The sequence below is a fragment of the Lysobacter enzymogenes genome, from assembly GCF_017355525.1.
GTDB classification, from domain to species: domain Bacteria; phylum Pseudomonadota; class Gammaproteobacteria; order Xanthomonadales; family Xanthomonadaceae; genus Lysobacter; species Lysobacter enzymogenes_C.
This window is the reverse complement of sequence record NZ_CP067395.1, coordinates 1944473-1963431: the sequence shown is the minus strand read 5'-3', so window position 1 is coordinate 1963431 and position 18959 is coordinate 1944473. Positions and strand designations below refer to the sequence as shown.

Below are 18959 nucleotides of genomic sequence, written 5' to 3'. Positions count from 1 at the left end.
GCATCACTTCCTTATGCTTTTTAAAGCAAGGCTGACATCCATCACGTCGCATGAATATGCGCATCCAGGAAAGTTCGAGCACGACAAAAACAATCCTCGGCTCCCGCTCCTCTCCACCATGACCCCGTGCTTGCATTTACGGCACATCACGATTTCCGCCACCTCGCCGTCGACCCCGATGACCTCGAGCTGCTGGCTTTCCATGAGCTCGGTCAGAAACACCGAGAACTGCTTTTCGACGGTGAACATCGCCACCGATCGCCGCGCCCGCGTCAGCGCCACGTAAAACAGACGGCGCTCTTCCGCCAGCGGGAACGTGTCTTCCGAGGGCATCGCCAGCGCGAGCACAGGGTCTTCGCCACGCTCGTTGGGAAATCCTCGCCGGGTCATGTCAGGCAGAACGACGTAATCGGCCTCAAGGCCTTTTGACCCGTGGATCGTGTGGAAGGAGACCGTCAGATGGCTGCCGAAGCGCTTCTGCCAATCGCCGGGCACGAAGACACGGTTTTTTTGATAGCGTCCCAGCACAAACACGCTGACCTTGCCGCCCTTGCCAGGCGCCACCCGTCCGTCGGCCACCTGCTCATACAGATCGGCCAAATAACGATCGACCGCGCTTTTGACTTGGCGGGCGTCGGGCACCTGGAAGGCCTGCAGGACCGGTCCGTGGGCTCGGGTCGCCGAACGCACGGTCTTGGGGATCTGGTTGGGGTTCTTCGCGATGAACCCGCCGGCCGCGTCGCACAGCGCTTGAGGGCAGCGGAAGGTCTCCTCCAGGCGCAGCACCTGGCTGCGACCGCACCAGTGCTCGAACCCGGTCATGACCGACACGTCTGCGCCGGCGAAGCGGTTGATGCTCTGCCAATCGTCGCCCACCGCCAGTAGGTACCGTCCCGGTGCGTTGACCAGGGCCTGCACCAAGCGGGCCTGGGCCCAGGAGGCGTCCTGGAACTCGTCGGCGAGCACCAGCTCGTAGGGCGAGACCCACAGCCCCGTTTCCAGGTGCTCGGCCGCCCAGTTGAGCATGTCCTCGAAGTCGATCCCGTCCTCCTCGGCCAGCGCGGTGTCCCAGGCGTGGCGGACCGTCTCGTAGAGCCCCAAGAACTTCTTGTGGCGGTAGGCGAAGGCGTCCTTGTCCTTGCGCACCCTCTCCTTGAGGGCGTCCAAGGACAGGTTGTTGCTCTTCGCGTGGCAGATGAAGCTGCGCATCAGCTTCACCAGTTCCGGGTCCTCGATCGGCTTGCGCCCGTTGCTCGGGCGATCCGGCTTGGGGTCCAGCTTGAGGCCGCGCTCGGTGAGCGCTTTGGTCAGCAGATCGAACGCCTTGCCGCTGCGCAGGCTGGCGGAGGTCGTCTCGATGAAGTCGGTGCGCATGCGGGCGTGGGTCGCGCGCTTCCAATGCACGCCCTGCATGTAGTCCGGGAACTTTTCGGGCGGGTGGCCGCGCTCGTTGAGTGCGAAATGCTCGTGGTAGAGCCCGATGTCCGGGTAGTAAAAGTCCGGGTGGTATTGGACGTGGGTCCGGTCCGCGGTCGGGTGGCGGTAGCGGGGTTCGTATTGGTAGTTCACGCCGTTGTAGAACAGCCAGTCGGCGATCATGACCTCCTCGAGGCTCTTCACCACCTCGCCGTTGAGCGTCTTGAAGCCCGTCTTTCGGGTGCTGCGGCTGTAGTCCTCGTGCTCCTGCTCGACCCCAAACCCGGGCAGGCCGCGGCCAAAGACGGTGCGGAACAGGTCCCAGCGTTGGCGGAAGCCCCGGTTGCGCTTCTTGAGCGCCGCGACGAGCTCGCCCAGCACCTCGATGTCCCGATCCTTCACCCAGTTCGGCACGCGCCGGCGGTGGCTGGCCTGTCCGATCACCTTGGAGCCGAACTTGTGGAACGTCATCGCCTCCAACTCGACCTCGGGGCGGCCGATGCGCTCCATCGCCAGTTGGGCTCGGGCCTTGAGCTCCTTGGCCGCGGCGTCGTTGAAGGCCAGCATCAAGATCTTGTTGGGGGCGACCAGGCCGCGTTCGATCGCATACGCGGCCTTGGCGACCATGGTCGACGTCTTCCCTGACCCGGCTGAGGCCACGACCTGGACACGGTTGTCGAAGCACAGCACCGCGCGCGCCTGCTCGGGGTTCAGCGGTCGGCTCTCCACGCGGTCGAGCAGCGCCTTGGACGCCACCAGCTCGCGCTGGAGATGGGCCTCGTTGCGTTTGGCGATCTCCGCCGGCAGGTCCGCCCCCGCCCAGGCGACGCAATCGTAGGCGTCGCTCAAGCGCTCGCCCTCGCCACCGCCCAGGTACCCCTGGATGTCGGGCTCGGCGACCATGGCCTTCAACGCGCTGTAGATGGCGGCCGGCCGCACCGCCTCAAGCGCCTGGATGGTCTCGCGCGTAACCCAGCGCCGGCCCCGGTCGTGCTCCGCCACGGTTTCACGGATGCGGGCCCGCCAGACCTTCAGCGCGGCGACCTCCCGGTCGAAGTAGGCTCGGCGATCGACCAACCGTTCCGCCTCGCGTTGGCGGTCGATCTCGGCTTGGTTCGCCCGGAGCACGGCCTGGATCGACGCCACGATGGCTTGGCCGTGGACGTTTGGGATCCCGTCCAACTCAACCGTGGGTTGACCCGTTACCTTCAGGTGGAGCGCGGTCCAGAAGATGCCCTGCTTCGCGATCAGAGGGGAACTGAGTTTCAGCTCGTGGGTGAAGCGGCGCCCCTCAACCGACACATCCAGCCGGGCGCCGTCCAGGGTGACCACCCAGTCCTTCGATCCGGTGAAGCATTTGCCCCAGAGCGAGGGGCTCCACTCTTTGCGCGCCATTCCGTTGACCCTGCGGGGCTAAACCCTTGCAGGGAGGTTAGGGCCAATCGTCTGCGCTGTCCCGGAACATTGGTCGCTTTTTGGCCCAGCGGTGCTGAATAAATCAAGCATCGGGTTCCGGCGGCACAGTAAATATGCAAAAGAGCAGCCATGCCTTGCTGGCAAAGATTGACATGGCCGTCTTCCGTGGGAACTGCTATTGAACAAGCATCGCCCCCTAAATCACGTCAATCGCTCGCTTCGATGACGTTCTTCGCGTGGATTAGGCCCACGGCGAGCGCGTTAAAATATGATCCGCTCCACCATGCCAAAGCTGTAGATAGGGAAGAAAAGAGTTGGATGTGCTCGTTCTTTGATTTAAGGCAGCACCAACCCCAACCGTTTGAATGTGATCAGGGTTCTCTCCTTTTTCGCACTTATATCGGCATGACGTTTTTACTTCATGCAGCTGCCCCTTCTTCTTTATCTCAGTATATGGCTTAGCATACTCATCCGGAAAAAAGTGTCCTGGCAAACTGCTTGCCACGTTGACGAGCCCATCCAAAAAGCCCATAGAAGACGGAACAATGGGATCGCCTTTTTTGAAAAGGGCTTTGTCCAGCGCATCCATGTATATGAATATTCGCCCCGCGGCCGCCCTCAAAAAATTGTTATAGGAAAATGCTGTATTTACTACTCCGCGATATTTTGGATGAACCTCGGGGTCGGGCCCGCGCAGATCGTCCGCGCCCACAATGTGGCTAATATAAAACCCTAACACTTCAGCGCCGCGATGGTTCACCGCCCGAGCAAAAGCTATCTTTGCGCCCTTATGTTTTAGTGCGTTTGCCGCTAAGCGGATTGGGTCATGCAGGCTCTTCGTGCGCCCATAAAAAGCCATCCATTTATCGCGATTTGCGGCGAGTAGCGCATCCTCCAGCCTCCCGCTTTCGGTGACCGGCGGGGGTGTAAGGCATTTAAAAATAACGACCAGTTGCTCATAGAACTCGTCCAGCCTCGTTACGAGTTTGCTCGTCGCATCGGCACACTCCATATGTCCATAATGCAAGCGAAGGGTGTCTTGGAAGGCAAGGAAGCGTCGCGAAATATCCGAAGCCTCCTCACTCAAAATGTCGGCAGGATGACGAACTTTCTTTGAATGTCGCTCATGAAACAGCGAGTTTTCCGAGGCCGCGACCAGATGCCGGTAAAGTTTCACGTCTTGACCTGATGTGTATCTATACTCTTTCACAGTCCACCTTTTTTGTTTATTTTTCACTTCCTTGCATCTCCTCTTGCGTCTAAGGAGGGTCGCGGGGCGCCTTTTAGAAATCTGCTTGCTTGCTAAGCGCGCCAGTTGACCGCTGAGGCTTTGAGAAGATAACGAGAATGTTTAAAACTCAGGTCCTGCATTGTCAACACTATGCTGATCTATCGATTTCCTCTGGAGACGCCCCCGCCCCCAAGAGCAGGGCCATCATCTCCTCGTCCTCAAGCTCCGCGGCGTAGTGCAGCGGGGGCATCGTGCCCTCGTCGACGCAGGCGCCCCGATCGAGCAGCAACAGCGCCACGGCCAGCAACGACGGGTCGTCCAACTCCGGCTGGCGGTGCTGGGCGACCCAGACCAGGGGCGGCTCGTCGTCGCTGTCCTCCGTGCACGGATACATGTCCGGCCCCAGGCCCGCGTTGAGCAGCGCTTCCACAAGCTCGACGTCGCCCTGGATCGCGGCGTGGTGGAGTTCCGGGAACGCCAGGTCCCGGGCCCGCTCCCGCAGCTCCGGGTTTTCGATCCGCTCGACCGCGGCCGCCATCGCCTCCGCGGCCTCCTTCCAGGGCGTGGGCGCCGGTCCGTAGTTCGGGTCGATCCCTGGGATAGGCAGCGGCACCTTGAGGCGACGGCACAGCCGTTCGAGTTGGACAGGCATGAGGTAGCGCATGCGGTCCCGGCGCCGGCGGCGCCTCTTGCGGGGCGAGCCGTCGGGCGGGTCCGAGGGGGAGCCAAGGGTCTGATGCGGGGGCTTGGGGGGTGTACGGTCCATGCGAGGCCTGCTCTGGGGAGAGAGGGCCCAGGTCTAACGGCTGCCTGGCCTGCCAGCTAGGCCGACCCCGTCGCACTTCTAAGAAATCCTTAGTTTTTAGGACGCGTCCGAGCTGCGCTGCAACATCCGGCCGAAATGCGGCCAACACGCCGGCAACGTCCGGGGTACCTAGGGGCCTCCGACGGCTTGTTCGTTCGTCTTGCCGTGGATCTGCCTCGGTTTGCATGATGAGCGCCATGACGATCAAGCGCCGCTACGCCCCCGACACGAACTTCTTTCTGCAGTTCAAGGCCGCTGAGGAGGTCCCGTGGGGCGACTTGACCGGCGAGGCGGTCGATGAGGTCGAGTTGGTCGTCCTGATCGCAGTCGCCAGCGAGCTGGATCATCACAAGGGCGGAGGCAACGGGCGCCGGGTCAAGCGGGCGCGCAAGATCCTGTCGCAGCTTCGGCCACTGGTGTCGGGAACCGCGCCTGGAGACGAGGTCGTGGTTCGCAAGGCCAATCCCCGGGTGTCCTACCGGCTAGCGCCAGTGCTTAGCGCGGAGCGTCAGCGGCACGAGTTATTGGATCCGACGAAGGCCGATTGTCGGATCGTGGCGGAAGCCATGGCGTGCTCGAAGGAGCTATACGGCGGTGAGCTTGCGCTGATGAGCCACGACACCGGTCCGATTAGTTACGCCCGGGCGGTCGGTCTGAAATGCCACTTGCTGCCCGACGAATGGCTGCTGGATCCTGAAACCGACGAGGCCGAGAAAGAGAACAAAGCCTTGCGGGAAAAGATCAAGGCGCTCGAAAACGCCCAACCCCAGGTCACCCTGGAACTGGCCGATGAGGGGGTGCTGCTTGAGAAGACCGTCCCTGTGACGATCACCTTGTATCCGCCGATTTCGAAGGACTTCTTGGACCGCGCGATCCGAGCGGTGGCGCTGGATTACCCAGAGAAAAGAGGCCGAACTCATATGGGCGCTAGGGAGTTCCATCTTAGGCAGGCTGACACGTATAACCGCTTACGCAAGGACTGGTTGGTTGCGCTCCGTCACTACCTCAAAGTCTGTCCGAGTGCTTGGAACAAGGCACATGACCCCTATGAGGTCCATCTGACGCTGAAAAATCCGGGCACCGTTAGCGCTGACCATCTCGTGGTCGAGGTGTTCGCCCACGGCGGGCTGCGACTGGTGGATCCGGATTTGTGGGAGGACGAACGCAAGGATCCGAGCGGCGGCTTCCCCAGCCGTCCACCGCCACCCACCGTCGTTTTCGGTAGTTCTCTCGAGGACGGTGCAGTTGAGCCTTCCGAGCCAGTTTTTAGCCATGGCTCGGACGAGCCTGAGGATCGTCCACGGCTGATCGGACGACCTGGGCGGCACTTCGATTGGTGGTGGGATAGGCCACAGCTTTCCAGCATCCGACTGGAGGGTGAGTGCGGAGAGTTTCGCCATGGCATTGGGCACGAAGTCCTGGGCCTGCTGTTGAGAGCTGCTCCCGAGGTCGAGGGCTCCACGACCGGAAGCTTGGAAGTCCGCTACTCCGCTAAAAACCTGCCCGAGGCTCAGAGCCGAACTTGGCGGGTGGAGATCGAGGTCGAGCCTGGCGACAGCGAAGGGGCCATCGCGGAAATCCTTAAAGACGAACTTGGGGTCGAGCTTTAACAGCCGTCCAGTGGCCTACTTGGCTCACGCTGAACGCATTTCCTCAGAACTGCTGGGTAGTTAACAGCGGTAAATGCTGACGCGACGCCCGCTCGTCCTCACCAACACACAAGTGGGACACGAGGTTTTCTTTTGCGTGGGGTTCGGCGGGCGAGGCGGGCTGCGGACTCGGGTTGCGTCGCGGCGCTCTCCCGAAACCTCGTCCCGGCGCAGGCGGAGATCCTGGGTTTCGTCGCGGCGTTCCCCCAGAACGTCATCCCCGCGAAGGCGGGGATCCAGAGACTTCAGAGCCATACCGCGATGAAGCCCTGGATCCCCGTCTTCGCGGGGACGACGGCTTGGAAGGTTCGCGGCTCCGGCAGCGGTCGGACGAACCCGGCCGATCCCGTGCAGTAGCCGGATAATGCGTGCGCACCGAGTCGAACCGGCGCATCCTCACACAACCGCAAACCGGCGATCCAGGCAATGAACAACCGAATCGAAGGCTGGCTCGACATCGCGATCTATTGGGGTTTCTACGATTTCCCCCGCTACATACTCGCACGCGACGCGCATGGCGAGCACTGGATCTTCGACGACGCGTTCGACGACGCGACCGACGAATACAGCGATCATTTCATCATGGCGTGCGTCGGCGGCGACGCGCAGGAAGCCTTGCGGCAGTTCGAACAGCGCATCGCCATCCCGCGCGGCGCGGACCGCAGCCGGTATGAAGCGGTCGCGCTGGAAAAGATTTCGTTCGACCCGTCGCGCAGGCAGCGAATGCATATCGCAGCCTAGGCCGGCCAGCGGTGCCCGCTGGTTCGACGAACACTCGCCTCAAACGTCGCCCAGCCGCGCCGACTCGCGCCGGTCGCGCCCGTTCTCCTTGGCCCGGTACAACGCCGCATCCGCGCCGTCGAACAGCGTGCGCACATGCGTATGCGGGCTCGGCGCGCAGGTGTACAAGCCCACGCTCAGGCTCACGCGCTGGTCCTCGCGCGGGCCGTAGCGCGCGTCGAGCTTGCGCATGTCGGCGAGGATCGCGTCGGCGACGCGGGCGGCGCCTTCGACGTGGGTGTCGGGCAGGATCAGCGCGAATTCGTCGCCGCCGAAGCGCGCCGGCAGGTCGCGCGGGCGGCGCGCGTGGGCGGCGATCACCGCGGCGATCTTCTGCAGCAGCTTGTCGCCGGCGCGGTGGCCGTGGGCGTCGTTGTAGGCCTTGAAGTGGTCGACGTCGATCAGCGCCAGCGACAGCGGAGCGCGGGTGCGGCGGGCGCTGGCGAGTTCGCGTTGCAGCACGTGGTCGAAGCGGCGGCGGTTGCCGAGCTGGGTCAGGGTGTCGACGTTGGCCTGGTGGCGCCAGTGGCGCAGGTGGCCGATCAGCCACGCTAGGTAGGCCAGGCCGATGGTGGCGATGGTGCCGGCCGGCGGGAACCACAGGTCGGTCAGGCGCAGCAGCGCGACGCTGCCGGCGATCGTCAGCAACGCGGCGCCGCCGGCGATCAGGCCCGGGCGCTGCCAACGCGGGTGGATCATCGCCAGCACCACCGCCAGCAGCATCGCCGCGGCCAGCAGGCCCTGCCACAACGGCGCCAGCGGCACGATCGCGCGCCGGTGCAGCAGCATCTCCAGCACGTTGGCCTGGTACTCGGCGCCGTGCATGCGCATGTCTTCCGACATCGGGGTGAGGTAGCGCGGCGCCAGCCCGGTCGCGGTCACTCCGATCACCACCCAGCGGTCGCGCAGCAGTTCGGCCGGCACCTGGCCGCTGAGCACGTCGGCGTAGGAGACTTGGCTGAAGGTGTCGGGCGGGCCGGCGTAGCGGATGCGCACGTAATGGTCGCGCGTCCACTGGTACGGCGAGCCGCGTTCGGACGCGGGGCGGCGCAGGCCCGGCAGCGGCGCGGGCGCGGCGCCCGGTTCCAGGCCGATCAGCGCCAGCGCCAGCGCCGGCCAGCGCGCGTCGCCGAGGCCGGCCTTGAGGTAGAGGCCGCGCGCGGTGCCTTCGGCATCGAGTTCGATGTCGGTGTGGCCCAGGGTCGAGGCGGCGGTCGCGATCACCGGCGTCGGCAGCACTTCCACCGGCGGCGCGTTCTGGCGCAGCGGCGCGGTCACCACCGGCAGGGCGACGCGGCCGAGCCGGCGCATCGACGCGGCCAGGGCGCGGTCGTGCTCGGCGTCCTCGCGGTCGGGCTCGGCCAGCACCAGGTCCAGGGCCACGCCGCGCACGCCGGCGTAGCCGAGCCGGTCGAGCATCTGCGCGTGGATGTCGCGCGGCCACGGCCACTGGCCGAGTTCGTTGAGGCTGCGGTCGTCGATGGCGACCACCACCACATCGCCCTCGGGCGGATAGCCCCAGTGCGACAGGTGCAGGTCGTAGACGAAATCGTCGAAGCGCCAGGTCGCGCCGCTGACCGTCAGCAGCGCGGCCAGCGCCGCCGCGCCGAGCGCCGCGCCGATGCGCAACCATTGGCCCGGCGCGCCGGGCTTCATGCGTTCGCGCTCATCGGCTGCGGCCTCATCGGTGCGCTCGGCTTACAGCGCCAGCAGCAACAGCAAGGCGCCGGCGCCGCCGGCGGCATAGCACAGCCGGCACGGCAGGCGGATTTCCTGGGTCGGCCCGTACGGCGCGGCGTAACCGTCGTCTTCGATGGCCTGCACGCGCACGTGCCAGGTGCCGCCGCCGGGGCGGTCGAGTTCGATCTGCGGTTCATCCACCTCGCGCTCCAGCAGCAGCTTGGAGAAATCGGACTTGCGCGAAATCTGCACGCGGTATTTCTGGCCGGGCTCGCCGCGCTGCCAGCGCAGGGTCAGTTTGCCCTGCGCGGCCTGCGGCGGTTCCAGGCCGGGATCGACCGGCGCATCGCTGATCTGGAACGGCAAGGCGTTGCCGAAGCGGCCGAGCCGGCCGTCGCCGTCGCGCGAGGCGACGCGCCAGAAGTAGTCGCCGGGCGGCAGGTCGCGCTCGGGACGCCAGCGCAGGCCGCGCACGGTTTCGTCGGCCAGCGGCGCGGCGAAGCCGGCGTCGCGGGCGATCTGCACGCGGCTGGCGGCGGCGCCTTCGACCTTGGCCCAGGCGAAGCGCGGCTTGGGCAGGTGCAGGGTCTGGCCGTCGAGCGGGGCCAGGGTCAGCGGCGGCGCCGGGCCGGCGTCGACGGTGAATGCCTGGACCAGGTCGTGGCCGCCGAGGCCGTTGCCGGCGACTGCGCGCACCAGCAGGCGCTGGCGGCCCGGCGGCAGGTCGTCGATGCGCACCTGGGTGTCGGCCGTGGCGCGTTCGAACAGCAGTTCTTCCGGCGCGTCGTCGCGCACCACTTCGATGCGGTAGCCGCTGGCGCCGGGTACCGCGCTCCACGCGGCGCGCGCGGGCAATTCGTCCATGCGCGAAGCGGCGGCGTCGAACTGCGGCGCCGGCAGCAACGCGATCGGCGCGGCCGGCGCGCCGCCGCGGCCGGCGACGGTGCCGTACCCCGGCGTCACCAGCACCTGGCCGCGTTGCGCGCCGACCTGGACCTTGCCTTCCAGCACTTCGGTCGCGTCCATCGCCTCGTCGCCGCCGGCGCTGACGCGGAAGCGGGTGCCGCGCACGCTGGAGGTCGCCGACGGAGTTTCGATGATGTAGCGCGAGGCCGGCCCCTTGGCCGGAATGACCCGGTTGCTGGCGCGTCCGCGCTGCAGGCGCATGCGCGTGTCGACCATGCCGGTGGCGCCGTAGCTGCTGAGTTCGTCGAGCAGCACCGCGCTGTTGTCCTGCACGGTCATGCGCGAGCCGTCGGCGAATTCGAGGGTGGCGCTGGCCTCGGGCCCGGTTTCCAGGCGCGCGCCGATGCCCAGGCGCAGCCCGGCGCTGACCAGTTGCGCCGGCGATTTGTCCGAGCGCAGCCAGTTGACCGCGCCGCGCACCGCGACGACCCGCGCCTGCGCCGGTTCGATCCGCAGCCAGCCGATCGGGAAGCGCATGCGCGTGCCCGGCGGCAGGTGGTAAGGGTCGGCGATGCCGTTGTGCTCCTGCAGGCGGCGCCAGTCGATGCCGGCCTTGAGGTGCTTGGCGCCGAGTTCCCACAAGGTGTCGCCGGGGCGGACGCGGTAGCTCCAGTCCTGCGCGCAGGCCGGCGCGCACACGCCCGCCAGCGCCAGCAGCGCGGCGAACAGGAGCAGGGCGAAGCGCTGCGGGGGCGAACGCCGGCGCACCGCCGGCACGGCGGTGGAGAACGCGGGCGCTACGGGGGCTGCGATGGGGGACATCCGTAATCCGTGGCTGAGAAAGACGGCGGACACCGGCCGCGCGGCCGGCAGGCAAGGGGCACAGCAACCGCCAATTATGCGTCTTCAGTCACATTTTTTCTGCTTTCGGGCCTAGGCAACGGTGGATCGGGTGGGATGGGCGGTTGTTGGGGCCGGTCCGGTTCCGCTCCGGCGCGCGGTCGCGAGGCTGCGCGGGGCCGGCGCTGTTTTCGTGCCTGGCGCCGATCCTAGCGCCAGTGGGCGGGGCGGTGGAGTTCCTGGGTGCGCGAATCCTGCAGGCCGTCGTCCCGGCGCAGGCGGGGATCCGGAGACTTCAGGGCGTGGTCGCGATGGAGCCCTGGATGCCCGCGTTCGCGGGCATGACGGTAGGTGGCGGCGCGGCCGCTGTTGGATGCGGTTTGCGAGGATGCTTCCAGCCGTCGAATGCGGCTTGCGCGGATCCTTCCAGGCGTCATTCCCGCGAACGCGGGGATCCAGAGACTTCAGAGCGTGGTCGCGATGGAGCCCTGGATGCCCGCCTTCGCGGGCATGACGGTAGGGGGCGGCGCGGCGGCTGTTGGATGCGGCTTGCGAGAATGTTTTCAGCCGTCGAACGCGGCTTGCGCGGATCCTTCGCGGCTTGCGCGGATCCTTCCAGCCGTCATCCCCGCGAAGGCGGGGATCCAGAGGCTTCAGAGCGTGGTCGCGATGGAGCCCTGGATGCCCGCGTTCGCGGGCATGACGGCAGGTGATGGCGCAGCGGCTGTCGGATGCGGCTTTTCAGTTCTTCTTCGACGCGATCCACCGATCGATCTTGCGCTCCAGAATTTCGAGCGGCACCGCACCGTCCTTGAGCATCTCCGCATGGAACTCGCGCACGTCGAAACGCGGCCCCAGCGCGGTCTGCGCGCGCTTGCGCAGTTCCATGATCTTGAGCTCGCCGATCTTGTACGCCAGCGCCTGGCCGGGAATGGCCATGTAGCGTTCGGCCTCGGCGGTGGACTGGGTTTCGCTTTCGGCCGAATTGGCCAGCATGTACTCGATCACCTGTTCGCGGCTCCAGCCCTTGCTGTGCAGGCCGGTGTCGACCACCAGGCGGATCGCGCGCCACAGCTCGTTCTGCAGATAGCCGAAGTAGTCGTACGGGCTCTCGTACACGCCCAGGTCCTTGCCGAGCGATTCGGCGTACAGGCCCCAGCCTTCGGTGAACGCGGTCTCGCCGCCGAAACGGCGGAACTTCGGCAGGCCGGTGAGTTCCTGTTGCAGCGCCAGCTGGAAGTGATGGCCCGGGATCGCTTCGTGCAGGTACAGGTCTTCCGCGTCCCAGGTCTTGCGCGTCGGCAGGTCGTAGGTGTTGACGTAGAAGATGCCCGGCCGGGTGCCGTCCTCGCTCGGGCGCATGTACGAGCCGCCGGCGGCGGACTGCGCGCGGAAGGCTTCGACCGGGCGGATCTCGAACGGCGCCTTCGGCGTCAGCGAGAACTGTTCGGGAATGCGTTTGTTGATCTTCGCTTCCAGGCCGCGGTAATGCGCCAGCAGCGCCGGCTCGTCTTTGAACACGAAACGCGGGTCGGTCTGCAGGAACTTGAAGAACGCCTGGCGGTTGCCGCCGAACTTGAGCGCGGCGATGGTCTTGTCCATCTCCGCATGGATGCGCGCGACTTCGTCCAGGCCGATCTGGTGGATCTGCGCCGGCGTCATCGCGGTGCTGGTCGAGCGGCGCGCGTTGAACGCATACCACTCGCCGCCTCCCGGCAGCGCGCCGAGGCCGGCGCTGTCGCGCGCCTTGGGCAGGTAGTCGTCGCGCACGTAGTCGCGCAGGCGCGCGTACGCCGGCAGCAGTTCGCTACCGATCGCGCGCCGGTAGGCTTCGGTGAGGCGCTGCTTGTCGGCGTCGGAGAAACCGGCCGGGAACTTGTTGACCGGCGACCAGAACAAGGTCGCCTCGGGCGAGTCCTTGATCAGCGCATCGAGCTGCGACACCACCTTGACCATCAGCGCCTTGGGCTGGACCACGCCGCGCTTGACCCCTTCGCGGCTGTTGGCGATGTACTGGTCGAACACCGCCGGCACCTTGGCCGCGCGCTTGAGCCAGTTGTCGTAGTCGGCGACCGTCTTGAACGGCTGCGCGCCGGCGCCGGAGCCGAGCTGGGCGACGGTGGAGGCGAAGTTGTAGAACTGGTTCAGCGGCTGCTGCCAGTCGGGGAAGCGGTCGGCTTCCAGCTCCAGGCGCGCGTTGCGCACGAAGATTTCGTAGCTCAGCAGATCCTGCGCGGACAGGCCCTGCACGCCGACCGATTCGACCGTCTTGAGCCAGCGCTGATAGAACTCGCGGCGCTGCTGGCGGTAGTGCGCGCTGCCGAGCAGCGGCAATTGATCGTTGTAGCGCGCATCGCCCTGGAAGGTCGCGAGCAGCGGGTTGAGCTTGAGGTTTTCTTCCCAGTACTGCTCGTACAGGCGGGTCAGCTTGTCGGCCTTGGTCTGCACGGTCACGCCCGGCGGCGGCGCGGGCGCAGCGGCGGGCGCGGCGAACGCGAAGGCGGGCAGGGCGAGGGCCAGCGCGGCGGCGAGCAGGGTCGCAGCCGGGCGCGCGAGGGCGCGGGGCGAGGAGGCGGTCATGAGGTCGATCCGGACAGATGGACCGGCAGGCTCGCGCGTGGGGGGCGGGCGGGGCATGAGCCGAAGGTCATGGCGACGACGGCGCGCCCGCGGGCCGGGCGCGTTTGTGCGGATCGCGGCCGTGCGCCCGTCGGGCGTGACAAGCGCGGTGGATCGGCGAAGAATCCGCGAAGGCCGATCCGAACGCGGCGGCCGGCGTCGGCTGGAGCCGATTGCGAAAACCACAAGGAGCAGCGCGTGTCCGAGCCGATCGATGTATCCGACCTGCCGACCGGTTCGGTCAGCGACTGGGGCCGCTCTTGGCTCGGCCTGACCGGGCCGCGCAGCCATCTGCTGAGCAGGGAGGCCGGGCGCGGCAATCTGGTGATCGGCCCCGCGCGCATGGGCAAGAAGGCCGACCTGCATGTCGCGGCCGACGAGGCGATCCATTGGTCCGCGTTCGAGCCGTTCGCCACGCCCGCCGGTTCGCCGTGGCCGCGCTACATCGATTACTACGGCAACGACAGCGGATTCTTCGCCTGGTCGCAGCGCCGCGAGATCGAGCAGTTCGCCTGGGCGCCGGCGTTCGCCGATGCGCGCAGCATCGACGCCGGCGCCGCGAACATCAGCGCATTGCAAATCCGGCTCGGCGACCTGTCCGGCCATCTCACGCTGAACTTGCCCGGCCAATGCAGCCTGGGCCTGTACGGCGATCTTTCGCGTTTCACCGCCGCAGGCGACGTACCGCGTTCGCTCTCGCTGCTGCCGGCGCTTTCCCGCCGGCGCGGCGACGCGGCTTATGCGTTGCCCGAACTCGGCTTGCTCCAGTCCGTGTCGACCTTGTCGCTGCACGGCAATCCGATGGGACAGCCGATCTCGCTCAAAGGGATCGAGCGGTTCTCAGCGCTGGAAAGCCTGTCGCTGTGGGGCGGCTTCGCCGATTGGGCGGAACTGGCGAAGCTGCCGAATCTGGAGAACCTGGAAATCCGCTTCGCTCCCGAGCTGCCGGAACTGCCGCCGCTCGCTGTTTGGCCCAAGCTCGACCGGTTCATCGCCTACAACATCGACGAAGCCGTCGGGAAATCGCTGAAGGCGCAGATGAAAGCGCGCGGGAAAGTCCGCGCGTGGGAGGAGTTCGCCTCGGTCAGCCAACTGCGCAAACCCGAGTGGTGGCAGCGCGAATACGGCCGGCCGTTCGCGGCGTGGCGCGGGAGCGCGGCGAAAGCGGCGAACGCCGCCTACGACGTCGCCTTGGCCGCGCTCGAACAAGCGCGCGATGCGCAGGCGGCCCAGGCCGCCATCGTCGCGTTCGCCGAGCGCTTCAACCGCGCCAAGGGGATCGAAACGAGCGAGCGCGAGGATATCGGCGAGGCGGTGTGGCAGTTCAGCCAGCTGGCCCACGTCGCCGCGCTCGGCGTCGGCGAAGAACAGGCGATGCAGTGGTTCGACCAGACCCGCGACTACTGACCGCCTGCGCGTTGCGCCGCCCGCGATCGGGCGGCGCCGACCTTGCCCGGATGCGGTTCAGTCCGCCGCCGCCTCGTCGCGCAACTGCTGGGCGCGCGCATGCCCCAGATAGCCGTGGATCCACACCCGCAGCAGATAGATCAGCGGAATCATCGCGAACGCGGCCAGCATCTTGTAGCCGTAGTTGACCGTGCTGATCGCCAGGAACTGCGGAATCGGCCAGTGCTGCGGCCCGAGCACGAAGGCGATGTACAGCACCACGAAACTGTCGACCAGCTGCGACACCGCGGTCGAGCCGGTCGCGCGCAGCCAGATGTGTTTCTCGCCGGTGAAGCTGCGGATGCGGTGGAACACCGCCACGTCGATCAGCTGGCCGAGCATGAACGCCACCAGCGAACCGCCGATGCTCCACATGCCCTGGCCGAAGATCGCCGCGAACGCGGCCTGATAGTCCGGCACGCCCTGCGCCTGCGCGGCCTTGACCCACCAGCCCGCCGGCGCCAGCGCGATCGCGGCGAACGCGAACAGAAAACCGTAGGCGATCAACATCGCCGCCAGCCACGAGATGAAGCGCACGCCGCGGCGGCCGAAGAATTCGTTGATGACGTCGGTCAGCAGGAACACGATCGGCCACAGCAAGGTGCCGGCGGTGAAGTTCAGCGAGCCCGACTGGCCGAACAGATTCCATTGCAGCGGCGCGATGCCCAGCGTGTCTTCCAGGGCGAAGATCTTGACCCCGATGAACTCGGCCAGCGCCGCGTTCACGCAGAAGAACGAAGACAGCACGATGAACAACCGCAGCGAGCGGTCCTGCAAGGTGCGCGTGCCTTCGCCGCCGACGAAGGGGATGCTGGTTTCGCTGATGCTCACCGCTTCGGCCTCACTTTGTAGATCACGCCCGACTTGTCGTCGGTGAACAGGAAGCTGTCGCGGCCCAGCGCGAGCACGTCGCAGGGCCGGCCGACCGCCTTGCCGCCCTGGACGAAGCCGCCGACCAGATCGCCGCGCGCGCTGCCGTCGGCGCCGACCCGGACGATGCGGTAGCCGTGGCCGAGCTTGAGCTTGCTGGAACCGTGCAGCGCCACCGCGAACTCGTCGCGCAGCTGGCCTTTGTCGCTGGCGGGGAAGAAGGTCAGCCCGAGCGCCGAAGCGTGCGAGGGGAAATAGGCGAACGTCTTCGGCACCGCCGCGCAGCCTTCCTTGCGCGGGAACTTCGGATCGGCGAAGACCTTGCCGCGGCTGAAATAGCAGTACGGCCAGCCGTAATCGGCACCGTCGCGGACGACGAACATGGTCTCGTCGGGCTTGTCGTCGCCGAGGTGGTCGGAGCCCTGGTTGGTCGCGAACAGCTTGCCGTCGCGGTACAGCAGCCCGACTGCGTTGCGCAGGCCGCGCGCGTAGGTGCGCTGGCCGCTGCCGTCGGGATTCATCTGCAGGATCGCCGCGCGCACTTCTTCCTTCTCGACGCAGGCGTTGCAGCTGCTGCCGACCGCGACGTAGAGCTTGCCGCCGCCGAACGCGAGGCTGCGGGTCAGATGCCAGCCGCCGTACTTGTAGCTCAGGCCGTAGTCGGGGAAGGTCGCCAGCGTTTCGGGTTCCGACGAGGGCTTGAGGTCGCCGTTGCGGTAGCGATAGCGCAGCAGCTTGTCGGTGTTGGCCACGTACAGCCACTGCTGGCCGCCGGCGTCGGTGTGGAAGGCGACGCTGTTGGGATTGCGCTGCTTGTCCAGGTATACCGAGACCTTGGTGTAGCGCTCGGTCTTCTCGTCCCAGCCGTCGAGCGCGTACACGCGGCCGAGCTTGTTGTCGCTGAGGTCGTGCAGGTCGGTGACGAACAGCCGGCCGTCGGGGCTGCGGGCGAAGAAGCGCACGCGCTTGAGGCCTTGCGCGACCGGCACGATCTCCAGGTCCGCGGGCAGTTGCAGGTCGAAGCTGCGGCCGTCGTCGAGCTTGACCGGATGCGGCGTCAGCGCCGCCGCGGCGGCGGCCGCGAACGGCAGCGACAGGGCGGCGGCGAGGCACAGCGAAAACGCGGAACGTCGGTTCATGGCGGGGCGTCCTTGTCGGGAGCGGCCGCGGCGGGGGCGGCGGCCGCGGGCACGGAGAATGGAATCGTCGACGGCGACACCGCGCCGCCGGAGATGATGAAATTCGTCCAGCGCCGTTCGTCGGCGATACCATGAAACTGCCTATTTTCCTGACGAACGGGCATAAAAGCACCTGTTTTCAAGGGTTCGGCGCCTTGCGCCGCCGGAATCTGTGTTGTAGCTTCTTTGGTCATTGGCAAGCAACTTGTAGCCCCGTGATCGATACCAAAACGATGCCAGATTCAGCGCCCCCGGCAGCACGTAGCACCCCCGGTTCAAAAGCGGTCCACCTGGATCAAGCCAGCGTGCGCAGCCTGCCAGTGCCGCCGAAAGAGCAGGGCAACCGAGTCTATCTCGACGACGAGGTTGATGGCTTCTGCTGCCAGGTCACCTACAAGGGGACGCGCACGTTTCGCCTGCGGTATCGCCGCGCTGGCAAGTGGTACTCGGTGAAAATTGGCCGGTGGCGCGAGGGGCTTGGGGGCAAAGTCGCAGGCTCGCAGCGGGGCGTTACGGCTGCGCAAGCGCGAAAGCTTGCGGTCGAGATCCGATCCGAACTAGACCGCGGCGGCAATCCGGCCCTAGAGGCCCGGGTCAAAGCCGCCGAACAGGTCTCTGCGTCCCGCGGTGCTGTGCTGCTGAGCGCGGCCTATCGGGAGTATCTGGACTACTGCAAAACGCGCGCGAAGCCGATGGCGGATAGTTCGCGGGAGAAGATTGAGCAGAGTTTTGACCTGCATGTGTTGCCGCGTTTTTCTCAGCGGTACATGTCCAGCCTTACGTCACACGATGTTGAGACACTTGCGCGCGAGGTCGGAAAGCGGCGCAAGATTAAGGGGGCGGTGATCGGCGGGCCTTCGGCAGCGCGCCACGCGATTGCTCACTTGTCGGCATTTCTGACTTGGGCGGTCAAGCGCAAGATAGTGGCCGAGAACGCGGCGAAGCAGATCGATCGCGCAGACGTGCTTGAGCCCGAGAAGCCCAAGGCGCGATACCTGAGCCGCCAAGAGTGGGTCGCCGTCATGGCGGCGCTGGACGAACACCCCTATGTGGCGCGCCGCGGCTCACGCTACGCCGCTACGCGGACCGTGCGGCTGGACAAACCCCAAGTCCGGCAGTTGGTGAGCTGTGAGGCGCTGCGGGTGGCTTTACTGACGGGCAGCCGTAAGGGTGAGGTTTACTCGATGCGCTGGAGCGATGTCGACCTTGATTCTGGCTGGTGGCTCAAGCCCAAGGTCAAAGGCGGGAAAGAGCACGGCATTGCGCTGGCTAAGCGCGCGATCGCTAGTTTGACCACTCTGCGCGCGGCGCACGCTGATCCGATCTTCGCCTTTCCCGGCAAATACCGTCTGGACGCCATGCAGAGCGGTCGGAAGCTCAAAGGCGAAGAGGGCGGTCATGTGCAAGACGTGCATGAGCTCTGGACGCGCATCCGCGCTGAGCTTGGCTTGCCTGACGTTCGCATCCACGATCTTCGCCATACAAATGCAAGCGTGATCGTGAGCAGTGGCGGCACGCTGTTCGACGTGAGCAAGCAGTTGGGCCACAGCCAAGCCCAAACCAGCAATCGTTATGCGCACCTGTTCGAGGAGCGCAAGAGAGAGCTAGCCGGCATGGTGGATTCCTTTGCAGAGGAAGCCAGCAAGCCCCAGAAACCCCGGAGGAAAGCCGGGTAAATGCGCCGGCTCAGGCGGTTGCAGCCGCCTGGCCGACGACTTCCATAACCGTCTATCTAGGAGACGATCATGACCACACAAGTATCCACAGAAACGCCCCGCCCGACCCTGAACAGGGTCATGGAGCTCGCCCACATGACCCGCGCTCTGTGGGCTGCAACGGGCGGTGAGGGCGCTGGTGGACTGAACCCCGAAGACGCCGATTGGCTGTCGCTGCTGGGGTGCCAACTTGCCTCTGAGATGATTCAGGGAATCGAGGCCTATCAGCGGGTCGATAAGGTCACGCAGGAAGCGCCGTGGGCTGATGCGGGGAGGCGCGCATGAGCGCGTCCAAGCCTAAGCGCAGACAGCAGGACTATCGCACCCAGCCCGGCCCGTCTCGCAAGATTGACGTCGCGCTCAGGATGGCCAGGTGGTGGCCCAACGAGGTTCCGTCTGTGCAGACGC

General features: G+C 66.1%; 14 protein-coding genes. 5 read left to right on the top strand and 9 right to left on the bottom strand.

All coding sequences use genetic code 11. From position 1 onward, the window contains the following. Window positions 1–3 precede the first annotated feature (3 nt). From JHW38_RS08125 to JHW38_RS08115, 3 genes are all read right to left on the bottom strand, one after another. Window positions 4–2811, bottom strand: a complete 2808-nt coding sequence (locus JHW38_RS08125) for a UvrD-helicase domain-containing protein (RefSeq protein ID WP_207525458.1) — start codon at window positions 2809–2811, stop codon at window positions 4–6. Window positions 2812–3073: 262 nt separating this feature from the next. Then, complete coding sequence (locus JHW38_RS08120) at window positions 3074–4069, bottom strand: hypothetical protein (protein WP_207525457.1); 996 nt, start codon at window positions 4067–4069, stop codon at window positions 3074–3076. Between the two features lie 142 nt (window positions 4070–4211). Then, window positions 4212–4727 (bottom strand): ankyrin repeat domain-containing protein, encoded by a 516-nt coding sequence (locus JHW38_RS08115; RefSeq protein WP_207525456.1) that lies wholly within the window; start codon window positions 4725–4727, stop codon window positions 4212–4214. Window positions 4728–5065: 338 nt separating this feature from the next. Here JHW38_RS08115 and JHW38_RS08110 point away from each other — a divergent pair, with 338 nt between their 5' ends. Beyond that, window positions 5066–6478 (top strand): PIN domain-containing protein, encoded by a 1413-nt coding sequence (locus JHW38_RS08110; protein WP_207525455.1) that lies wholly within the window; start codon window positions 5066–5068, stop codon window positions 6476–6478. A 465-nt stretch (window positions 6479–6943) separates the two neighbouring features. Beyond that, a complete protein-coding gene (locus JHW38_RS08105) occupies window positions 6944–7258 on the top strand; it encodes a hypothetical protein (protein WP_207525454.1) in 315 nt (104 codons plus the stop codon). A gap of 39 nt (window positions 7259–7297) precedes the next feature. Here JHW38_RS08105 and JHW38_RS08100 read toward each other — a convergent pair whose 3' ends face one another. The 3 genes from JHW38_RS08100 to JHW38_RS08090 all read right to left on the bottom strand — a co-directional run bounded on the left by JHW38_RS08100 (window position 7298) and on the right by JHW38_RS08090 (window position 13303). Beyond that, entirely contained in the window at window positions 7298–8953 is a 1656-nt protein-coding gene (locus tag JHW38_RS08100) for a CHASE2 domain-containing protein (protein ID WP_207525453.1), read from the bottom strand. A 42-nt stretch (window positions 8954–8995) separates the two neighbouring features. Continuing rightward, window positions 8996–10705: a FecR domain-containing protein gene (locus tag JHW38_RS08095; RefSeq protein ID WP_207525452.1), complete on the bottom strand. Its 1710-nt coding sequence runs from the start codon at window positions 10703–10705 to the stop codon at window positions 8996–8998. Window positions 10706–11464: 759 nt separating this feature from the next. After that, complete coding sequence (locus JHW38_RS08090) at window positions 11465–13303, bottom strand: DUF885 domain-containing protein (protein WP_207525451.1); 1839 nt, start codon at window positions 13301–13303, stop codon at window positions 11465–11467. 69 nt (window positions 13304–13372) lie between these two features. Between JHW38_RS08090 and JHW38_RS08085 the strand changes: the two genes are divergently transcribed. Next, window positions 13373–14749 (top strand): hypothetical protein, encoded by a 1377-nt coding sequence (locus JHW38_RS08085; RefSeq protein ID WP_207525450.1) that lies wholly within the window; start codon window positions 13373–13375, stop codon window positions 14747–14749. A gap of 57 nt (window positions 14750–14806) precedes the next feature. Here JHW38_RS08085 and JHW38_RS08080 read toward each other — a convergent pair whose 3' ends face one another. The 3 genes from JHW38_RS08080 to JHW38_RS08070 are packed head-to-tail and all read right to left on the bottom strand — an operon-like array spanning window position 14807 to window position 17030. Then, complete coding sequence (locus tag JHW38_RS08080; protein ID WP_242691373.1) at window positions 14807–15613, bottom strand: queuosine precursor transporter; 807 nt, start codon at window positions 15611–15613, stop codon at window positions 14807–14809. A gap of 2 nt (window positions 15614–15615) precedes the next feature. Beyond that, window positions 15616–16797, bottom strand: coding sequence for a PQQ-dependent sugar dehydrogenase (locus JHW38_RS08075; protein ID WP_207525449.1), 1182 nt, complete (start codon window positions 16795–16797; stop codon window positions 15616–15618). After that, window positions 16794–17030, bottom strand: coding sequence for a hypothetical protein (locus JHW38_RS08070; protein ID WP_207525448.1), 237 nt, complete (start codon window positions 17028–17030; stop codon window positions 16794–16796). The genes JHW38_RS08075 and JHW38_RS08070 overlap by 4 nt, the downstream gene beginning before the upstream one ends. A 21-nt stretch (window positions 17031–17051) precedes the next feature. Between JHW38_RS08070 and JHW38_RS08065 the strand changes: the two genes are divergently transcribed. Continuing rightward, on the top strand, window positions 17052–18512 hold the full coding sequence (locus tag JHW38_RS08065) for a tyrosine-type recombinase/integrase (RefSeq protein WP_207525447.1): 1461 nt from the start codon (window positions 17052–17054) through the stop codon (window positions 18510–18512). A 69-nt stretch (window positions 18513–18581) separates the two neighbouring features. Further along, window positions 18582–18836 carry a hypothetical protein gene (locus JHW38_RS08060; RefSeq protein WP_207525446.1) on the top strand — a complete coding sequence of 85 codons (255 nt, stop codon included), beginning with the start codon at window positions 18582–18584 and terminating at the stop codon, window positions 18834–18836. Window positions 18837–18959 lie beyond the last annotated feature (123 nt).

Bases quoted from the DNA above. Each gene is read 5' to 3' on its own strand.
- JHW38_RS08125 (WP_207525458.1), bottom strand. From the start codon at position 2,811: ATGGCGCGCAAAGAGTGGAGCCCCTCGCTCTGGGGCAAATGCTTCACC.
- JHW38_RS08115 (WP_207525456.1), bottom strand. From the start codon at position 4,727: ATGCGCTACCTCATGCCTGTCCAACTCGAACGGCTGTGCCGTCGCCTC.
- JHW38_RS08110 (WP_207525455.1), top strand. From the start codon at position 5,066: ATGACGATCAAGCGCCGCTACGCCCCCGACACGAACTTCTTTCTGCAG.
- JHW38_RS08105 (WP_207525454.1), top strand. From the start codon at position 6,944: ATGAACAACCGAATCGAAGGCTGGCTCGACATCGCGATCTATTGGGGT.
- JHW38_RS08100 (WP_207525453.1), bottom strand. From the start codon at position 8,953: ATGAAGCCCGGCGCGCCGGGCCAATGGTTGCGCATCGGCGCGGCGCTC.
- JHW38_RS08095 (WP_207525452.1), bottom strand. From the start codon at position 10,705: ATGTCCCCCATCGCAGCCCCCGTAGCGCCCGCGTTCTCCACCGCCGTG.
- JHW38_RS08090 (WP_207525451.1), bottom strand. From the start codon at position 13,303: ATGACCGCCTCCTCGCCCCGCGCCCTCGCGCGCCCGGCTGCGACCCTG.
- JHW38_RS08085 (WP_207525450.1), top strand. From the start codon at position 13,373: ATGGCGACGACGGCGCGCCCGCGGGCCGGGCGCGTTTGTGCGGATCGC.
- JHW38_RS08075 (WP_207525449.1), bottom strand. From the start codon at position 16,797: ATGAACCGACGTTCCGCGTTTTCGCTGTGCCTCGCCGCCGCCCTGTCG.
- JHW38_RS08070 (WP_207525448.1), bottom strand. From the start codon at position 17,030: ATGACCAAAGAAGCTACAACACAGATTCCGGCGGCGCAAGGCGCCGAA.
- JHW38_RS08060 (WP_207525446.1), top strand. From the start codon at position 18,582: ATGACCACACAAGTATCCACAGAAACGCCCCGCCCGACCCTGAACAGG.